Annotated in this window: 9 protein-coding genes; 8 read left to right on the forward strand and 1 reads right to left on the reverse strand. The window is 49.1% G+C overall.

Annotation, left to right across the window (positions count from 1 at the left end):
- Nucleotides 1-5: 5 nt before the first annotated feature.
- The gene (gene asnS / locus DXB18_RS05115; protein WP_118540303.1) at nt 6-1,397 is read right to left on the reverse strand and encodes an asparagine--tRNA ligase; all 1,392 of its coding nucleotides are present in this window, start codon (nt 1,395-1,397) and stop codon (nt 6-8) included.
- Nucleotides 1,398-1,814: 417 nt separating this feature from the next.
- Here asnS and DXB18_RS05120 point away from each other — a divergent pair, with 417 nt between their 5' ends.
- The 8 genes from DXB18_RS05120 to mfd all read left to right on the forward strand — a co-directional run bounded on the left by DXB18_RS05120 (nt 1,815) and on the right by mfd (nt 18,782).
- On the forward strand, nt 1,815-3,089 hold the full coding sequence (locus tag DXB18_RS05120) for a glucose-1-phosphate adenylyltransferase (protein WP_118540302.1): 1,275 nt from the start codon (nt 1,815-1,817) through the stop codon (nt 3,087-3,089).
- Entirely contained in the window at nt 3,086-4,207 is a 1,122-nt protein-coding gene (glgD, locus tag DXB18_RS05125) for a glucose-1-phosphate adenylyltransferase subunit GlgD (RefSeq protein WP_118540301.1), read from the forward strand. Before DXB18_RS05120 ends, glgD begins: the two co-directional genes overlap by 4 nt.
- Nucleotides 4,208-4,350: 143 nt before the next feature.
- Nucleotides 4,351-4,632, forward strand: a complete 282-nt coding sequence (spoVG, locus tag DXB18_RS05130; RefSeq protein WP_118540300.1) for a septation regulator SpoVG — start codon at nt 4,351-4,353, stop codon at nt 4,630-4,632.
- Nucleotides 4,633-4,920: 288 nt separating this feature from the next.
- On the forward strand, nt 4,921-6,384 hold the full coding sequence (locus tag DXB18_RS05135) for a BTAD domain-containing putative transcriptional regulator (RefSeq protein WP_118540299.1): 1,464 nt from the start codon (nt 4,921-4,923) through the stop codon (nt 6,382-6,384).
- 151 nt (nt 6,385-6,535) lie between these two features.
- Entirely contained in the window at nt 6,536-12,715 is a 6,180-nt protein-coding gene (locus DXB18_RS05140; RefSeq protein ID WP_118706391.1) for a doubled motif LPXTG anchor domain-containing protein, read from the forward strand.
- A gap of 178 nt (nt 12,716-12,893) precedes the next feature.
- Nucleotides 12,894-14,600, forward strand: a complete 1,707-nt coding sequence (locus DXB18_RS05145; protein WP_118706393.1) for an AAA family ATPase — start codon at nt 12,894-12,896, stop codon at nt 14,598-14,600.
- A 13-nt stretch (nt 14,601-14,613) separates the two neighbouring features.
- Nucleotides 14,614-15,189, forward strand: a complete 576-nt coding sequence (gene pth, locus DXB18_RS05150) for an aminoacyl-tRNA hydrolase (protein ID WP_118706467.1) — start codon at nt 14,614-14,616, stop codon at nt 15,187-15,189.
- A 5-nt stretch (nt 15,190-15,194) separates the two neighbouring features.
- Nucleotides 15,195-18,782: a transcription-repair coupling factor gene (mfd, locus tag DXB18_RS05155; protein WP_118706395.1), complete on the forward strand. Its 3,588-nt coding sequence runs from the start codon at nt 15,195-15,197 to the stop codon at nt 18,780-18,782.
- Nucleotides 18,783-18,794: the final 12 nt, after the last annotated feature.

Here is an 18,794-nt window from a genome sequence, read left to right on the forward strand (position 1 = left end):
AAAATTTACAGATCGCAGTTTCCAACGGTTCTCGGGAACGGGATCACGTCACGGATGTTGCCCATGCCGGTTAAGTACATCACGCAGCGCTCAAAGCCAAGACCGAAACCTGCATGGCGTGCGGAACCGTATTTGCGCAGGTCAAGGTAGAAGCTGTAATCTTCTTCCTTCAGACCAAGCTCTTTCATACGTGCGCTTAACTTCTCTAAGTCATCCTCACGCTGGCTGCCGCCGATGATCTCGCCGATGCCCGGTACCAGGCAGTCTACTGCAGCGACGGTCTTTCCGTCCGGGTTCATCTTCATGTAGAAGGCTTTGATCTCCTTCGGGTAGTCGGTCACGAATACCGGTTTCTTGAAGATCTGCTCGGTCAGGAAGCGCTCATGCTCGGTCTGAAGGTCGCAGCCCCAGGATACCTTGTAGTCAAACTGGTCGTTGTGCTCTTCCAGGATCTTCACCGCGTCGGTGTAGGTGATGCGGCCGAACTCGGAATTTACAACATTGTTCAGACGGTCTAACAGACCCTTGTCGATGAAGTTATTGAAGAATGCCATCTCCTCCGGAGCGTGCTCCAGCACATAGCGGATGACATATTTTAACATGCCTTCTGCAACTTCCATGTTGTCGTCCAGATCAGCGAATGCCATCTCCGGCTCGATCATCCAGAACTCGGCAGCGTGGCGGGTGGTGTTGGAATTCTCAGCACGGAAGGTCGGCCCGAAGGTGTAGATGTTGCGGAATGCCATAGCGTAGGTCTCGCCGTTTAACTGGCCGCTTACAGTTAAGTTGGTTGGTTTGCCGAAGAAGTCCTGAGTGTAGTCAACAGAACCGTCTTCGTTCTTCGGAACATTGTTTAAATCCATGGTGGTTACCTGGAACATCTCGCCGGCACCCTCGCAGTCACTTCCGGTAATAAGTGGGGTGTGAACGTATACGAAGTCACGCTCCTGGAAGTACTGGTGAATGGCGTATGCGATCAGGGAACGCACGCGGAATACAGCCTGGAATGTGTTGGTGCGCGGACGCAGATGGGTGATGGTACGCAGGTACTCCAGGGTGTGGCGCTTTTTCTGAAGAGGGTAGTCCGGTGCGGACGGACCCTCTACGGTAACCTCAGCCGCCTGGATCTCGAACGGCTGCTTTGCCTCCGGGGTAGCAACCAGGGTGCCTTTTACGATGATGGCAGCGCCTACGTTTAATTTGCTGATCTCAGCAAAGTTTGCCATATTGTCATGATAAACGACCTGAAGGGTCTCAAAATAGGTTCCGTCGCTGACTACGATAAAGCCAAACGCTTTGGAAGCACGCACGCTGCGCACCCAGCCGCCGATGGAAACTTCTTTGTCGAGGTAAGCCTCCCGGTTCTTATACAGTTCTCTTACAGTAACTAAATTCATGATGCTTCTCCTTTGATCTGTGTTCTTTTCGCAGCAGATTCTTCGATGAATCCCTGTGTTTTCCTGTTTTAACAGATATTTATGGAATGATTTCCACACTTAATCAAGATTATACTTCATTTTATTAAGTGATTCAAGAAAAATTATCGAAATACAGGCATTTTGCAGGTGCCGCCGGGCATGCCCCACGTACAGATGCAGCAAGCTGGAAGCACCGTTTTGCAAAGTGGCCCGGCCAATCGCAGAAATAGTGTTATATTTTTTACCAGCTACCATATATAGACAATGCTCGAAATAACACAAAAAGTGTCGGAAAATGTACAAAAATTATTGAAAATAATACAATTATTTGTTCACTATTTCTGAAATGTGTGTTATAATGGTAGATACAAGAAAACACTACAGCGAGGTGATAACGTGATTAAAAAGGAAATGATTGCCATGCTTTTGGCAGGGGGACAGGGCAGCCGCCTTGGGGTATTAACACAAAAAGTCGCGAAACCGGCAGTGTCGTTTGGCGGCAAATACAGAATCATCGATTTTCCACTCAGCAACTGTATCAATTCTGGCGTTGACACAGTTGGCGTTTTAACACAGTATCAGCCATTACGTCTGAATAGTCACATCGGAATTGGCATTCCGTGGGACTTAGACCGTAATGTCGGAGGAGTTACCATTCTTCCACCATACGAGCGCAGCAAAGGCAGCGACTGGTATACCGGTACTGCAAACGCGATTTATCAGAACCTGGAGTATATGGAAAGCTACAATCCGGATTATGTTCTGATTCTTTCCGGCGACCATATCTATAAGATGGATTACGAGGTTATGCTGGAATATCATAAAGCAAACAACGCAGATGTCACCATCGCATGTATGCCGGTGCCGATCGAAGAGGCAAGCCGCTTTGGTATCGTGATCACCGACGACAATAACCGTATCACCGAGTTTGAGGAGAAGCCGGCGCATCCGCGCAGCAACCTGGCTTCCATGGGTATCTACATATTCAGCTGGCCGGCATTAAAGGAAGCACTCATCGCTATGTCCGAGGAGCCGGGCTGTGACTTTGGTAAGCATGTCATCCCGTACTGCCACGGAAAGGGCGAACGCATCTTCGCTTACGAGTACAACGGTTACTGGAAGGACGTCGGTACCTTAGGCTCTTACTGGGAAGCAAACATGGAGCTGATCGATATTATTCCGGAGTTCAACCTCTATGAGGAATACTGGAAGATCTACACCAAGAGCGACATCATCCCGCCGCAGTATGTAGCGGCAGACGCAGTCATTGAGCGCAGCATCATCGGCGAGGGAACCGAGGTACATGGAACTATTACCAATTCCGTCATCGGCGCAGGCGTTACCATTGAGCCGGGGGCAGAGGTACACGATTCCATCATCATGCGTGACTGTGTGATTAAGGCAGGCGCAAAAGTGAACAAGGCCATCGTCGCAGAAGATACCACAGTGGGCGAAGGCGCTGAGCTTGGTGTTGGCGAGTACGCACCGAGTAAATATGACCAGAAGGTTTACCAGTTCGACCTGGTTACCATCGGTGAGCACAGCGTGATCCCGGATCATGTAAAAATTGGTAAGAATACCGCAATTTCCGGCGTCACCACTCCGGAGGACTATACCGACGGAGCACTGGCAAGCGGAGACTACATTATAAAGGCAGGTGGCGTACGATGAAAGCGATTGGTATTGTATTAGCAGGCGGAAACAGTAAGAGAATGCGGGAATTATCCAACAAACGTGCGATTTCCGCAATGCCGGTTGCAGGCAGCTACCGCAGCATTGACTTTGCGCTCAGCAACATGAGCAACTCCCATATCCAGAACGTGGCGGTGTTTACCCAGTACAACTCCCGTTCCTTAAACGAGCATTTAAGCTCCTCCAAGTGGTGGGATTTCGGAAGAAAACAGGGCGGACTTTATGTATTCACTCCGACCATCACCGCAGAGAACAGTGACTGGTACCGCGGCACCGCAGATGCCCTTTATCAGAATCTTACCTTTTTAAAGAACAGCCATGAGCCTTATGTGGTCATTGCTGCCGGCGACGGTATCTACAAGCTGGACTACAACAAGGTTCTGGAATATCACATCGAAAAGAAAGCAGACATTACCGTAGTCTGCAAGGATATGCCGGAGACAGAAGATGTCACCCGCTTCGGTCAGGTAAAGCTGAACGATGACGGCCGCATCATCGACTTCGACGAGAAGCCTATGGTTTCCACATCCAACACCATTTCCTGCGGTATTTACGTTGTCCGCAGACGCCAGCTCATCGAACTCATCGAGCGCTGCGCAGCAGAAGACCGTGTGGATTTTGTACGCGATATTCTGGTACGTTATAAGAACTTAAAACGTATCTACGCATACAAACTGGACACCTACTGGAGCAACATCGCTTCCGTAGATTCCTATTACAAGACCAACATGGACTTCTTAAAACCGGAAGTGCGCAACTACTTCTTCAAAGAATATCCAGATGTATACTCCAAGGTGGACGACCTTCCGCCTGCCAAGTATAACCCGGGTGCCCTGGTGAAAAACAGCCTGATCTCCAGCGGCTCCATCATTAACGGAACCGTTGAAAACTCAATTCTGTTTAAGAAAGCATATATCGGAAACAATTGTGTGATCAAGAATTCCATTATTTTGAACGATGTTTACATTGGCGACAATACCGTCATTGAAAACTGTATCGTAGAGAGCCGGGATACCATTCGTGCAAATACCACGTACATCGGTACTCCGGAGGATATTAAGATCGTTATTGAGAAAAACGAGCGCTATACTTTGTAGACGAACTGTCTGTGCAGACATGCGACTGACACAGAACAGAATGCAGACATCGTAGTGACATGATCAAACACACAGCCGGTTGACCTGGACAGGCATTGAAACCTGCCTGCAGTGACCGTGCAAAATCGGGGGAGGGTTTCCACATGCAGATAACAGATGTGAGAGTGAGAAAGATTGAAAAAGAAGGGAAAATGAAGGCAATCGTTTCTATTACCATAGATAACGAATTTGTCGTTCACGACATTAAAGTCATCGAAGGAGAGAAAGGGTTGTTCATTGCCATGCCGAGCCGCAAGGCTGCAGATGGTGAGTACCGCGATATCGCTCATCCGATCAATTCAGGAACCCGCGATATGATCCAGACCATTATTCTTGATAAATACGAGAGTGCGGCACTGGAAAGTCAGCAGGAAGAACTGGCATAATCATCAGCGAATAACAAAAAGACATGCCCGGCAGGAGAAAAACTGCCGGGCGTTTTTATTTCATAGGAAAGTGCGTCCTATGAAACAAAAACGCTCCGCGGGGATGCGCACTCGGCGCAAGGGTAGATGGTTGCCTCGGCAACCGCGCCTCGGCGCGGGAATGTGCCAAGGCACATTCTTTCTTGCATCAAAAATATGACCAATTTTGCCGAAGTTTGACCAATTCTGGCGAAGTGCTTGCATCGTCTGGAATTGCGCGCTATATTGGAGGAAAAGGAGGGGAACATTATGAAAAAGACAAAAGACCTTGACCGGTTGAACATAGAAGTAACGGAAACAGACCGCCAGACGGCAGAGAAAATAACGGAAAACAAGAACGAGAATGCAATGGCAGAAATGACAGAAAATGAAACAGAGGATGAAAACAGGGAAGAAGCCACGGCATCCAAATGGCAGAGACCACAGAACGATCCGAATGTGATCTATATCCAGATGCTCGGGGGCTTCAGTATGACCTATCAGGGACAGCCGATCCTTTTGGGAAAGAGTCTCAGCAGCAAAATGCTTCATCTTCTAATGCTTCTGATCTACAGCCGCGGGGAGGGGATCCGCCGGACCAGACTTTTGGAGCAGCTTTATGGGGACAGCGACACAGAGCAGGCAGCCAATTCCCTGCGCGCCATGATCTTCCGTTTGAGAAAGAGCCTGGTAGCGGCCGGACTTCCGGATGGGGAGTATATTTCCACCAGAGGCGGCATATACATGTGGACAGCAGATCATGTCGATGTGGAACTGGATGTGGAAATCTTCCAGAAGCAGGTGATGGCAGCTCTGGAAGAAAAAGATCCGATGAAGGAGATCGCGTTGCTGGAAGAAGCCTGTGCCCTCTATAAAGGAGAGTTCCTGCCGCTCATGATCGCGGATGAATGGGTTTCTGCCGCAAACTGGAAGTATCAGGAGCTTTATTTTAAGGTGCTGCGCGAACTGACCCGGCTGCTGAAAAAACAGAATCGTTACACGGAACTGCTCCCGTACTGTGAGCAGGCTTTGAGCCGTTATCCGTATGAGGAGTGGCAGCTGGTCAAACTGGAATGCCTGACCGCCATGAAGGAGTATCAGACAGCGGTCGAGTATTACGAACAGATCGCGCAGGAATCCCAACAGGAGTACGGCATCAGCATGTCGGAAGAGATGATGGAACATTACCGCGCCATCCGCAATATGATCCAGTACGAGATGAACAACCTCGATGAGATCCAGCAGCACTTAAGACCGGATCCGAATGTATTTGGCGCAACCCGGTGCGATTACCTGACGTTCATTGATATTTACCGTTATATTGTCTGGGTACTGGGACGTGAAGATACCAGGGCGCATCTGGTACTCTTTACCCTCATCGACCGGGAAGGAGAACCGCTGGAATCCTCTGAGCAGCTGGAAGAAGTACGGCAGCGGCTGGAACGTTCCATTATCCGGTCAGTCCGCCGCTCCGATCTGTATACCCGCTACGGCAAAAACCAGTTCCTGGTCCTGGTGACCAGCACCGACCAGAAAGGCTGCAAGATCGCGGCAGACCGTGTATGCAAAAACTTCCACAACGTCAACCGCCGCCGGAAAATCGATGTATACTATGCCTGCAGACCGGCCATGGCGGTAAACGGGGACAGCTTAAAAAAGAACATGGGAAAGAACGTCAAGGAACTGGAAACGCAGGCTCAGGAACGTGCCGCACAGGCAGACTGGGAAAACTGATTTTTGTGAAAAAAAGTTAGGAAAAATGCAGAAAGTAACAGTTCATGTAACGCCTGGCAGCGTATACTAAAAATGACAATGAAACCATTGTCTGATTTTTACTATTATTCACCTTCAGATAGTCAAATTTAAGGGAAAAGGAGAGAGAAGTATGAAAGGACTCGAAGCGAAAACATTGGGCCTGAGAAAAATGCTCAGGCACGAGTATAAACGCATCGTGGCGTTTATGCTGACGGTAGCCATGGTTGTGACCAACTTTGGCACCAACCTGACCGTAGCATTTGCGGCAGGCGAAGAAGAAAGCTCTCTGTTCCTGCTTAACAGCAGCGAACTTGAGGATGCGATCAGCGCAGCTCTGGAAAGTGGAGATGTGTTCGATTTTTCATCTCTGGAGCTGAAAGCAAAACAAAAGAGCCTTAAGACTTCCTATGAAAAGCTGATAGGAAGCAAGGCCGGAAAGGTGTATCAGCTCGATGTAGATATCGACAGCAGTTATGCGACAGAGCATACAGATCTGCAGGTATTCTACAACGCAGGCACCGACGATGTGGTATTCCTGTTCATCAACGAGAGCGACATGGCAGTCACCTTCCGCGCAAACGTAAGTGGATATGAAACTGCACGTGTCACCGTAAATCCGAACACCACCAACATCGAAGATGCAGAGGGCGTGGAGAACGCGGAAGACTACAGCGGCACCACCATGGTGGACGATGAAAAGAAGCCGCAGGCAGAGGTTGTAAAGCCGGAAGGCGAAACATCTGAATCCGAGAGCACTTCTGACGAAACCGAAGCAGCCGAGACCGAAGCAGACGTAACCGAGAGCGAAAACGCTTCCGAGAACGGCGAGGCAGAGGAGACCACCGGCGCAGAGAAAGCTGCTGAGACAGAAACCTCCGAAGCAGCCGAGACCGAAGCAGAGACTGAGCCGGAAACCGAGGCAGAGGCACCGGCAGCAGACGAGGCTGAGAAAGAAATTGAACTTACTCCGGAAGAGGGAAGCGCAAGCGCATCCATCTCCGCAAAGAAGGTATTCCGTGTAAGCACCAGCGCAGAAGCAGCAGGGGAAGCTCCGGCAGCAGACGCTGAGGAAGAGACCGAAGCAGAGGAGCCGGAAAAAGAAACTGAGGCTCCTGTAGAGACTACCGCAGAAGAAACCGTTGCTGATGACAGCACGGAGGAAACCATTGCAGACGAGACTCAGGCAGACGAGACCACCGCAGCCGATGAGACAGACGGCGAGCTCACCGATGAGACTGAGGCTCCGACTGAAGACGTTACCGCTCCGGATGAAACAAACGGAGAAGAGCCGGCAGACAACGACGGCAGCGAGAATATTGGTTTTGACAACGACGAGCAGTTCCTGGAGGATGACTCCATTGAACTGGCAGGCGAGCTGAATGGTAAGGCATACAACACCGTAACCATCTGGGGCAGCGCAAACGCAAGAGCGTATGTGGTAAAGGCCGAGGACCTGACCGGTGAGGCAGCAGTAGAGGGTCAGTACAGCGTAGATTACTCCGTAGATCCGGTGGGTGCAGCAACGATCAAAGGCGCACACACCGTAAACGAAGGCGAGACCCTGTACTTTGCAGTAGACCCGCAGGTGGGCTACGAGATCACCGAAGTAACCGCCAACGGTGAAGACGTAGAAGAAGTCGATGCAGCAGGCGTAGCAAGCGCATCCAACCTTACAAAGTACGAGCATGTCTATGCCGTAGCAGAAGTAACCGAGGATCTGGAAATTGTTGCAACCCTGGAAGAGATCGACGGCGTGGCACATCCGGAATTCAACGCATCTTATGTGAGCAGCGATGGCGTAACCATCAGCCTGCATGCAGAAGAAGGCATCCTTCCGGAAGGCACCGAGCTTGAAGTAACCGAAGTAACCGCAGAACTGGGCGACACCATCAAGGAAAAGATGGAGAGCGAGTCCGAGGGTGCTGCAGTCAACACCGTATTAGCATACGACATCAATCTTCTTTATGATGGAAACAAACTCGACAACAGCTGGTCCGAGAACGGCTACGTAGACGTAACCTTCACCGGCGCTCCGATCCAGGAAATGTCCGAGTCCGCTGACACCGTAGAGATCGTAGCAGTTGACGATACCAGCGCAACCAAACTCAGCGCAGAAAACGCAGCTGAGGTAGAAGCAAGCGAACTGAAGCTGGAGACTGTCGGCGAGCAGAACGTAGAGGGAACTGCAGTAGACGAAGTTGGATTTAAGGCAGAGCACTTTACGATTTATGCGGTTACAGGTAGTTATTATTGGGATGCAGATGTAAAATTGAAAAATATGACTATTTATGTTGGCGATAGTCTTATTATTTATACATCAGAAGCTTATGGAGATGGTCAGTGGTCATCTTCGAACCCGGATATTGCAGATGTAAAATCAACTGATAGTTATAAATGGAGACCAACAGCGACTTTGACAGCAAAAACAGCTGGAAAAACAGAGATTACATGCAGTTATTACAATGATTATGGAAAGCTGAAATCGGATTCTGCAACTATCACTGTGAAAGACCAAATTGTATCGGCGACAAAGTTAGAACTTCCAGAAACAGCGACGGTTGTCCGCAACTCGAATATAACGATTACTCCGACAGTACTGGAACCACAGAATGCAATCATTACATGGACAACAAGCGATAGCAGCATAGCAACTGTGAATGCAAATGGGCAGGTAACAGGAGTAAAGCCGGGAACTGTGACGATAGCAGCTCAGTCTGGTACTTTGACGGCATCAACAACTGTAACTGTCACTGGAATATATACCTACGATAAAACAGAATTCTATTATCTTAAAACTCCGACATCGGATAAGGATTCTAATAGCAAGGATCAGTGGGGAAAACAGCTTGGTGGATCAAATGCTTTCGGAAAAATCGATCTTACTGGCGCAACATTTACTGGCAAGAATTCGTATGATAATGTAGCAAATCGTGTTGTAGCATGGCCTGATGGAAGCACTGGTACATCTTACAATGTGGTGCGCGGCAGTGAAGCATGGAATGAAATTGTGAGCTACTGGAAGGGGCAGTTATCTCAGCAACTTGGAGTAGATATTGAGAGTGCAGATGTCGAAAGTATTATACTGAAACCGTATAAGATATCTGATAATGAGAGATACCATGTGGATTGCACAATTGATATCAATTGCAAGAAAGTAGTAACGGCTAAATATCATTTGTTAGATGCAGGCGCTACACAGTTCGATCAGGTTGAGGCAAAGACTTTTAAGGTTAATACAGGTGAAACACAGCCTCAGAAAAATTATCCAGCTACTAAGACTGTTAATAACAAAATCTATACTTTTGTAGGTTGGTATGACAATGAGGCATGTACTGGAACCCCGGTAAAGTTCCCGTATAAAGTAGGTAGCACAAATCTTGATTTTTATGCGAAATATGTGCGATCAGACTTGAAATATACGGTTAACTATTATGAGGAAGGTACAACAACGAAAGTTGCGTTTTCTAAGGAAAATCAACCAGCAGGAACACCAGGAACAATTATAAAAGAAAATGCAATTTCAGTTCCTGGTTATACCTTGGTAAGTAATGCTCAACAGCAAATTGTTGTTAAGGAAGATGGCAAGAATGAGATTAATTTCTATTATAGAAAGAATAGCTATAAGGTCACTTATACTTATAGCGGAACAGTGCCGTCAGGAGCAAGTGAACTGCCGACAGAAAAGAGCTATAAGTATGGAGAACAGGTAACAGTAGCAGAAGCAGCAAGCGCACCTGGATATACATTCAGTGGCTGGAGCAGAAGTGAAAACTTTACAATGCCGGCTGAGGATGTCGTAATCAGCGGTTCGTTTACAGCAAATAGCGACACAGGTTATAAGGTAGAGCACTATAAGGAGACGCTGGACGGAAGTTATGAACTTGCTGATACAGATAACAATCTGAAGGCAACAACTGATACAACCGTAACAGCAACTCAGAAAAACTACGAAGGCTTTACCTATGATTCTAACGTAAAGGGAACCATAGCATCCGGAACAGTAACCGGAGATGGAAACCTTGTTCTGAAACTGTACTACGTTCGAAATGCTTATAAGGTAACCTATGAGTATACAGGAACGGTACCGGTAGGGACAAGTAGCCTTCCGGCAGTAGAAACCTATAAGTATGGAGCAGAAGTAACAGTAGCAGAAGCGGCAAACGCACCTGGATACACATTCAGCGGCTGGAGCAGAAGCGAGAACTTTACGATGCCGGCTGAGGATGTCGTAATCAGTGGTTCGTTTACAGCAAATAGCGACACAGGTTATAAGGTAGAGCACTATAAGGAGACGCTGGACGGAAGTTATGAACTTGCTGATACAGATAACAATCTGAAGGCAACAACTGATACGACCGTAACAGCAACTCAGAAAAACTACGAAGGCTTTACCTATGATTCTAATGTAGAGGGAACCATAGCATCCGGAACAGTAACCGGAGATGGAAACCTCGTTCTGAAACTGTACTACGTTCGAAATACTTATAAGGTAACCTATGAGTATACAGGAACGGTACCGGTAGGGGCAAGCAGCCTTCCGGCAGTAGAAACCTATAAGTATGGAGCAGAAGTAACAGTAGCAGAAGCAGCAAGCGCACTTGGATATACATTCAGTGGCTGGAGCAGAAGTGAAAACTTTACAATGCCGGCTGAGAATGTCGTAATCACCGGTTCGTTTACAGCAAATAGCGACACAGGTTATAAGGTAGAGCACTATAAGGAGACGCTGGACGGAAGTTATGAACTTGCTGATACAGATAACAATCTGAAGGCAACAACTGATACGACCGTAACAGCAACTCAGAAAAACTACGAAGGCTTTACCTATGATTCTAACGTAGAGGGAACCATAGCATCCGGAACAGTAACCGGAGATGGAAGCCTTGTTCTGAAACTGTACTACGTTCGAAATGCTTATAAGGTAACCTATGAGTATACAGGAACGGTACCGGTAGGGACAAGTAGCCTTCCGGCAGTAGAAACCTATAAGTATGGAGAACGGGTAAGAGTAGCAGAAGCAGCAAGCGCACCTGGATATACATTCAGTGGTTGGAATAAGCCAGTGACATTTACAATGCCGGCTGAGAATGTTGTAATCAGCGGTTCGTTTACAGCAAATGGTGATACACCATATAAAGTAATTCATTATCTGCAGAACCTGGATGGAACAACTTATACAGAGAGAGTTGTAGAAAACCTGGAAGGTGAAACTAATACAAAAGCTACCGCAAATCCGAGAACAACCTTTAAAGGTTATACCTTTGATGCAAATGTAGAAGGAACTCAACGCAGCGGAATCATTGCTGGAGATGGAAGTCTCGTTCTGAAACTGTACTACGTTCGAAATACTTATAAGGTAACCTATGAGTATACAGGAACGGTACCTGTAGGGGCAAGTAGCCTTCCGGCAGTAGAAACCTATAAGTATGGAGCAGAAGTAACAGTGGCAGAAGCGGCAAACGCACCTGGATACACATTCAGCGGCTGGAGCAGAAGCGAGAACTTTACGATGCCGGCTGAGGATGTCGTAATCAGTGGTTCGTTTACAGCAAATAGCGACACAGGTTATAAGGTAGAGGTATATTACGAGCATGAGGGCAAGTATTCAACAGTTCCGAGCAAGACCGAAACTCTGGCAGGTACAACTGATACTAAGGCAACTGTAGCAGCAGAGACTTATCTGCCGACAAGTGGATATGTATTTGACCAGAATGCAGGAAATGTGTTGGAAGGCACAATTGCTGGAGACAACAGCCTGGTACTGAAGGTTTACTACAAACAGGTATTCAAGGTAACTTATGCACCTGGTGATCATGGTTCCTTCAAATCTCAGACCTACACCGTATCTTACGGAAGTCAGACTCCGGGATTCAGTGGTGACAAGACTGCAAATGGTAACTACAGATTCACTGGTTGGGATAAGACCATTGAATCCAGAGTAACTGGTGACATTGTTTACACCGCACAGTGGGCTGCCAACAGTAATGGCGGCGGCAATGGCGGCGGAGGTGGCGGAAACTCCTCTGGCGGTGGCGGCGGAAGTTCTTCTGGCCCGAGAGACAACGGTTCTACACCGTCCGGCGGCCCGGGAACAACAACCGTAACCATTGACCCGGATGCAGTTCCGTTAGCAAACCTGCCGAACGAAGACGGAGCAGACAATCTGCTTATGATCGATGATGAGGATGTGCCGTTAGCAGCACTTCCGAAGACCGGCCAGAGCGGAACAAACGGACTGGTATTCTTCCTGTCCAGCATGATGCTTGCAGCATTTGTGGCAGTGACCAAGAAACGCGAAGACGATAAGTAATGGAATCGTTTTCAACCATAAGAAATACAGAGAAAGCGCCGGGAGCGAATGCTCCCGGTGCTTTTCTGGTATCTAAAAGTTTGTCGAGCCGTTCTCATTGCAATACATTCCGAATTTTGCTATTCTATATTCATAAAAACCATGTTTACAGAAAGCAGCATAGAAGGGAATGTGAGCCATGAAATCTTCATTATTAAAATTGCCGGTGGGGGTAGACAGCTTCGAGAAAATCCGGAAAGATGGATTTTATTATGTGGATAAAACCACATTGATCGAGCAGCTTCTGGAACAGTGGGGAGAGGTGAATCTGTTTACCAGGCCGCGCCGTTTTGGAAAGACTTTGAATATGAGCATGCTTCGCTGTTTTTTTGAAATAGGAGCAGATCGTTCTTTGTTTGACGGTTTGGACATTTCAAAAAATCAGGAACTTTGCAATGCCTATATGGGAAGGTTTCCGGTGGTGTTTTTTTCTTTAAAGAATGTGGATGGTCTTACTTTTGCAGATGCAAAGTATCGCCTGACAGAACTGGTTGCTGCGGAAGCGGAACGCTTTTTATTTTTGTCAGATAGTAAAAAGCTTTCTGAAAATGAAAAAAGCAGGTATCAGGCCCTGATTGCGCTTGACCATGGGCGTTATACTATGGATGAGACAATTCTTGTGTCCAGTCTGCAGCTGCTGTCACAGCTTTTATACAGGCATTACGGACAGAAAACCATAATATTGATAGATGAATACGATGTTCCACTGGACAAAGCATTCCAGCATGGTTATTATAAGGAAATGGTTTCCCTGATCCGTGGAGTATTCGGACAGGCTTTAAAAACCAATGATGCGCTGCAGTTTGCGGTATTGACGGGATGTCTGCGGGTATCGAAGGAAAGTATTTTTACAGGACTGAATAATTTTAAAGTACTCGCTATTACGGATGCCCGTTTTGATGAACAATTTGGCTTTACGGAACAGGAAGTGTCAGAATTGTTGGAGACGTATCACCTGGAAGAACATCAGGCGGAAACAAAAGAATGGTACGATGGATATCATATTGGCGGTGCAGATGTTTATTGTCCATGGGATGTGATCAATCATGTGGACAGGCTTCGCGGAGAACCGGGGGCGCAGCCGCAATCCTACTGGATCAATACCAGCGGGAATGATCTGGTGAAGCGGTTTGTGAACAGGGCAGATAAGACAACGCGTGATGAAATGGAACGACTGATTGCCGGGGAATCCGTGGAAAAAGAAATACGTCTGGAATTAACGTATGACGAGATTGATCAGAGCATTGACAATTTATGGAGTGTGCTGTTTACGACCGGTTATCTGACAAGGATCGGAAAACCTGTAAATGGCATTTATCGGCTGGCTATTCCAAACAGAGAGGTGCGGGAGGTTTATATCACCCAGATACAGGAGTGGTTTAAAGAAAAAATCAGAAAAGAAACGGGATCCATGCAGACATTTTGCAAGGCATTTCTGGAGCGGGATTCCGATGAAATTCAAAAGCAGTTAACAAGGATTCTGAACAATATGATCAGCATTTTGGATACAAAGGCACGAAATGAGGAAAAAGAAATATTTTATCATGGGCTGCTGCTTGGCTTGCTGCGCAGTGAGTCTGACTGGCTGATCTTGTCAAATGCAGAGTCTGGCGATGGATTCAGTGATATTTTGATTGAACCGGAAGATCCGGATATGGGAATTGTGATTGAGTTAAAGTACGCATCTGATTTTTCCGGTTTGGAAAATGCCTGTAAAAAGGCGATGGAGCAGATTAAAGACCGAAGATATGCGGACCGTTTAAAAAAGGACGGTCGTAGTGATATTCTGGCATATGGAATCGCGTTTTGTAAAAAACGGTGCCGGGTTATTGCTGAACAACTATAGGAAGGATAAAATGATGTATTTAATTGCAGGACTTGGGAATCCCACACGGGAATACGATAAAACGAGACATAATGTTGGCTTTTCAGTGATCGATGTGCTGGCGGACAAATATAATATTGATGTGAGCGACCGCAAGCACAAGGCGCTGTGCGGCAGGGGCGTGATCGAGGGGGAGAAGGTGCTTCTTTTAAAGCCTCAGACCTTCATGAACTTAAGCGGCGAGAGCATCCGGGAGGCGGTCGATTATTACAAGATCGATCCGGAGGAGATCATTGTCATTTATGACGATATCAGCCTGGAGCCGGGGCAGCTGCGCATCCGGTTAAAGGGAAGTGCCGGCGGGCACAATGGCATTAAGAACATCATCGCGCACCTGGGGACGCAGGAGTTTCCGCGCATTAAGGTTGGCGTCGGCGCGAAGCCGCCGAAGATGGATCTGGCGGACTATGTGCTGAGCCGCTTTGGCGCGGAGGAGCAGAAGGTGATGGATGAGGCGTTTCAAGAGGCGGCTGAGGCGGCTGTCATGATGATGACGACAGGAGCGGAGCGTGCCATGAATCATTATAACGCCAAAAAGAAAGCGGAGTAGGTATCATGAGCAGAGGATTTGCAAATCCACTTACAGAGCTGGCGGAGTTTGAACAGCTTCAGGAGAGTCTGAAAAAGAAGAAGGGACCGGTGCAGGTCAGCGGCTGTCTGGATTCCCAGAAGGTGCACCTGATGCACGAGACCATGGCGGAGTGTCCATGGAAGCTGGTTGTGACCTATGACGATGCCAGGGCGAAAGAGATTTATGAGGATTTCGGATGCTTTACGGAGAACGCGTGGCTGTATCCGGCGAAGGACCTGCTGTTTTACAGTGCGGATATCCATGGAAACCTGATCACAAGGGAGCGCCTGCAGGTGCTGCGTCATCTGATGGAGGATGCGGGCGGCGTGGTGGTGACCACTATGGACGGCCTGATGGACCATTTGCTTCCGCTTGCCTGCATGAAAGAGCAGGTGCTGCATCTGGAAGCGGGACAGGAGCTGGATCTGGAGGCGTGGAAAATCCGCCTGGCAGAGCTCGGTTATGAGCGCATGGCGCAGGTGGACGGCATGGGGCAGTTTTCCGTGCGGGGCGGCATTCTCGATATTTATCCGCTGACGGAGGAGCTTCCGGTGCGCATTGAACTGTGGGATACCGAGGTGGACTCCATCCGCACGTTCGATATCGAGAGCCAGCGTTCCATCGAGCAGTTAGATGAGATCGACATCTACCCGGCTACGGAGATCGTGCTGACGAAGAAGCAGGCGAAGGAAGGTGTGGAGCGCATCCGCAAAGAGGCGAAGACCTTTGCGGAAAAGCTGAGAAAGCAGGGAAGCACCGAGGAAGCGTACCGCATTACCAGAATTACACAGGAACTGACAGAGGGCATCGGGGAAGGTCTGACACAGACTGGTCTGGATGCCTGGATTTCGTATTTTAATAAGGAAACGGTTTCGTTTCTGGATTACTTTGACCCGGAGCGCAGCATGATCTTTATCGATGAGCCGCTGCGCTTAAAGGAGCAGGGCGAGGCCGTGGAGCTGGAGTTTCGGGAGAGTATGGAGCACCGTCTGGAGAAGGGATATTTGCTTCCGGGACAGACCGGGCTTTTGTATCCGGCGCGTGAGATTCTGGCAAGGGCGCAGCGCAAGGATACGGTTTATCTGACCGGCCTGGAGCAGAAGCTTCCGGGCATGACGACCGAGGCGCGGTTCTCGTTCGATGTTAAGAACATGAATTCTTACCAGAACAGCTTCGAGATGCTGATCAAGGATTTGACCAGCTGGAAAAAGGAACGCTACCGGGTGATCCTGTTGTCGGGTTCCCGCACGCGTGCCAGCCGTCTGGCGGAGGACCTGCGGGAGTATGACTTAAGTGCGTTCTGCACGGACGATGAGGAGCGGCAGGTGCAGCCGGGCGAGATCCTGGTGACCTTCGGAAACCTGCACCGCGGTTTTGCGTACCCGCAGATCAAGTTTGCGGTCATCACCGAAGGCGATATGTTCGGCAAGGAGAAGAAAAAGCGCAAGCGGAAGAAGACTTCGTACGAGGGCAAGAAGATCCAGAGTTTCACCGAACTTTCCGTGGGGGACTATGTGGTGCATGAGGATCACGGTCTTGGTATTTACCGCGGAATCGAGAAGATTGAGCGCGACGGTGTCGTGAAAGATTACCTGAAAGTGGAGTATGCGGACAACGGCAGTCTCTATCTTCCGGCAACCCGGCTGGATGGCATCCAGAAGTATGCGGGCTCCGATGCGAAGGCGCCGAAGTTAAACAAGCTGGGCGGGGAGCAGTGGAACCGCACGAAGGCGAAGGTCAAGACGGCCGTGAAGGAAATCGCACGGGATCTGGTGCAGCTTTATGCGGCACGCCGGGAGCTGGGCGGTTACCAGTACGGCGAGGATACGGTATGGCAGCAGGAGTTTGAAGAATTGTTCCCTTACGAGGAGACGGAGGATCAGTTGACGGCGATCGAGGATACGAAGCGCGATATGGAAAGCCGCCGGATCATGGACCGTCTGATCTGCGGGGACGTGGGCTATGGCAAGACCGAGATTGCCCTGCGCGCAGCTTTCAAGGCGGTGCAGGAGAGCAAGCAGGTAGTATACCTGGTGCCGACGACCATTCTCGCGCAGCAGCATTACAATACCTTTGTGCAGCGCATGAAGGATTTCCCGGTGCGCATTGAGCTTATGTCGCGTTTTCGCACGCCGGGGCAGATCAAAAAGACGATTGAGGATCTGAAAAAAGGGCAGGTGGACATTGTCATCGGTACCCACCGTGTGCTTTCCAAGGATGTGAAATTCAAGGATCTTGGTCTTCTGATCATCGATGAGGAGCAGCGCTTCGGCGTGGCGCACAAGGAAAAGATCAAGCAGATGAAGGAAAATGTCGATGTGCTGACTTTAACAGCAACACCGATCCCACGGACGCTGCACATGAGCCTGGTCGGTATCCGCGATATGAGTGTGCTGGAGGAGCCGCCGGTGGACCGTGTACCGATCCAGACCTACGTCATGGAGCATAACGATGAGATGGTCCGCGAGGCAGTGAACCGGGAGCTGGCGCGCGGCGGACAGGTTTACTATGTATACAACCGGGTAAAGGACATCGAGGAAGTGGCGCATCATGTGCAGGAACTGGTGCCGGATGCCACGGTCGTTTATGCGCACGGGCAGATGCCGGAGCATAAGTTAGAGCAGATCCTGCTTGACTTTGTGAACGGCGACATTGATGTGCTGGTATCCACCACGATCATTGAAACGGGGCTGGATATCCCCAATGCCAACACCATGATCATCCAGGATGCGGACCGCATGGGTCTGTCCCAGCTGTATCAGCTGCGCGGTCGTGTGGGACGTTCCAGTCGGACTTCTTATGCATTTTTGATGTATAAGCGTGACAAGCTGTTAAAAGAAGAGGCGGAGAAGCGTCTGCAGGCGATCCGTGAATTTACGGAGCTTGGCTCCGGTGTCAAGATCGCCATGCGGGACTTGGAGATCCGCGGCGCGGGCAATGTCCTCGGTGCGGAGCAGCATGGGCACATGGAAGCGGTGGGATACGATCTTTACTGTAAGCTGTTGAACCAGGCCGTGCAGGCGATCCAGGGGCGCCGGGACGAGACGGAAGACTTTACTTCCACGGTGGAGTGCGATGTGGATGCCTACATTCCGGTTTCCTATATTAAGAATGAGTATCAGAAGCTGGATGTGTACAAGCGTATTTCCGGCATTGAGAATGAGGAAGAGTACCTGGACATGCAGGATGAGCTGCTGGACCGTTTCGGCGATATTCCGAAGGCGGTGGCAAATCTTTTGCAGGTAGCGCTCTTAAAAGCGATGGCGCACAGGGCGTATGTGACCGAGGTGCGCATCAACCGGCAGGAAATCCGCCTTACCATGTACCAGAATGCGAAGTTAAATACAGAGGGAATCCCGGATTTTGTAGCTTCCTATGGCGGAGATTTGAAGTTTGCCATGACGGAGCAGCCGTATTTCTTATATGTGGACCGCAGAAATAAACAGAAGGACTGCGTGGCGATGATGGAGCTTGCGCGGACGATGCTTGGACAGTTAGGAGCGCTGGCTGCGCCTGGAACTGTGCAGACCGGGGAGAACAGGGAAGTCACGGGTTCGGAGACTTTGGAATAACGGATGACAAGA

The organism is Clostridium sp. OM02-18AC (genome assembly GCF_003481825.1).
Classification (GTDB): domain Bacteria; phylum Bacillota; class Clostridia; order Lachnospirales; family Lachnospiraceae; genus Brotaphodocola.

Excerpts from the sequence above, each read along its gene's own strand:
- asnS (WP_118540303.1), bottom strand. The coding sequence starts at position 1,397 with ATGAATTTAGTTACTGTAAGAGAACTGTATAAGAACCGGGAGGCTTAC.
- glgD (WP_118540301.1), top strand. The coding sequence starts at position 3,086 with ATGAAAGCGATTGGTATTGTATTAGCAGGCGGAAACAGTAAGAGAATG.
- spoVG (WP_118540300.1), top strand. The coding sequence starts at position 4,351 with ATGCAGATAACAGATGTGAGAGTGAGAAAGATTGAAAAAGAAGGGAAA.
- DXB18_RS05135 (WP_118540299.1), top strand. The coding sequence starts at position 4,921 with ATGAAAAAGACAAAAGACCTTGACCGGTTGAACATAGAAGTAACGGAA.
- DXB18_RS05140 (WP_118706391.1), top strand. The coding sequence starts at position 6,536 with ATGAAAGGACTCGAAGCGAAAACATTGGGCCTGAGAAAAATGCTCAGG.
- DXB18_RS05145 (WP_118706393.1), top strand. The coding sequence starts at position 12,894 with ATGAAATCTTCATTATTAAAATTGCCGGTGGGGGTAGACAGCTTCGAG.
- pth (WP_118706467.1), top strand. The coding sequence starts at position 14,614 with ATGTATTTAATTGCAGGACTTGGGAATCCCACACGGGAATACGATAAA.
- mfd (WP_118706395.1), top strand. The coding sequence starts at position 15,195 with ATGAGCAGAGGATTTGCAAATCCACTTACAGAGCTGGCGGAGTTTGAA.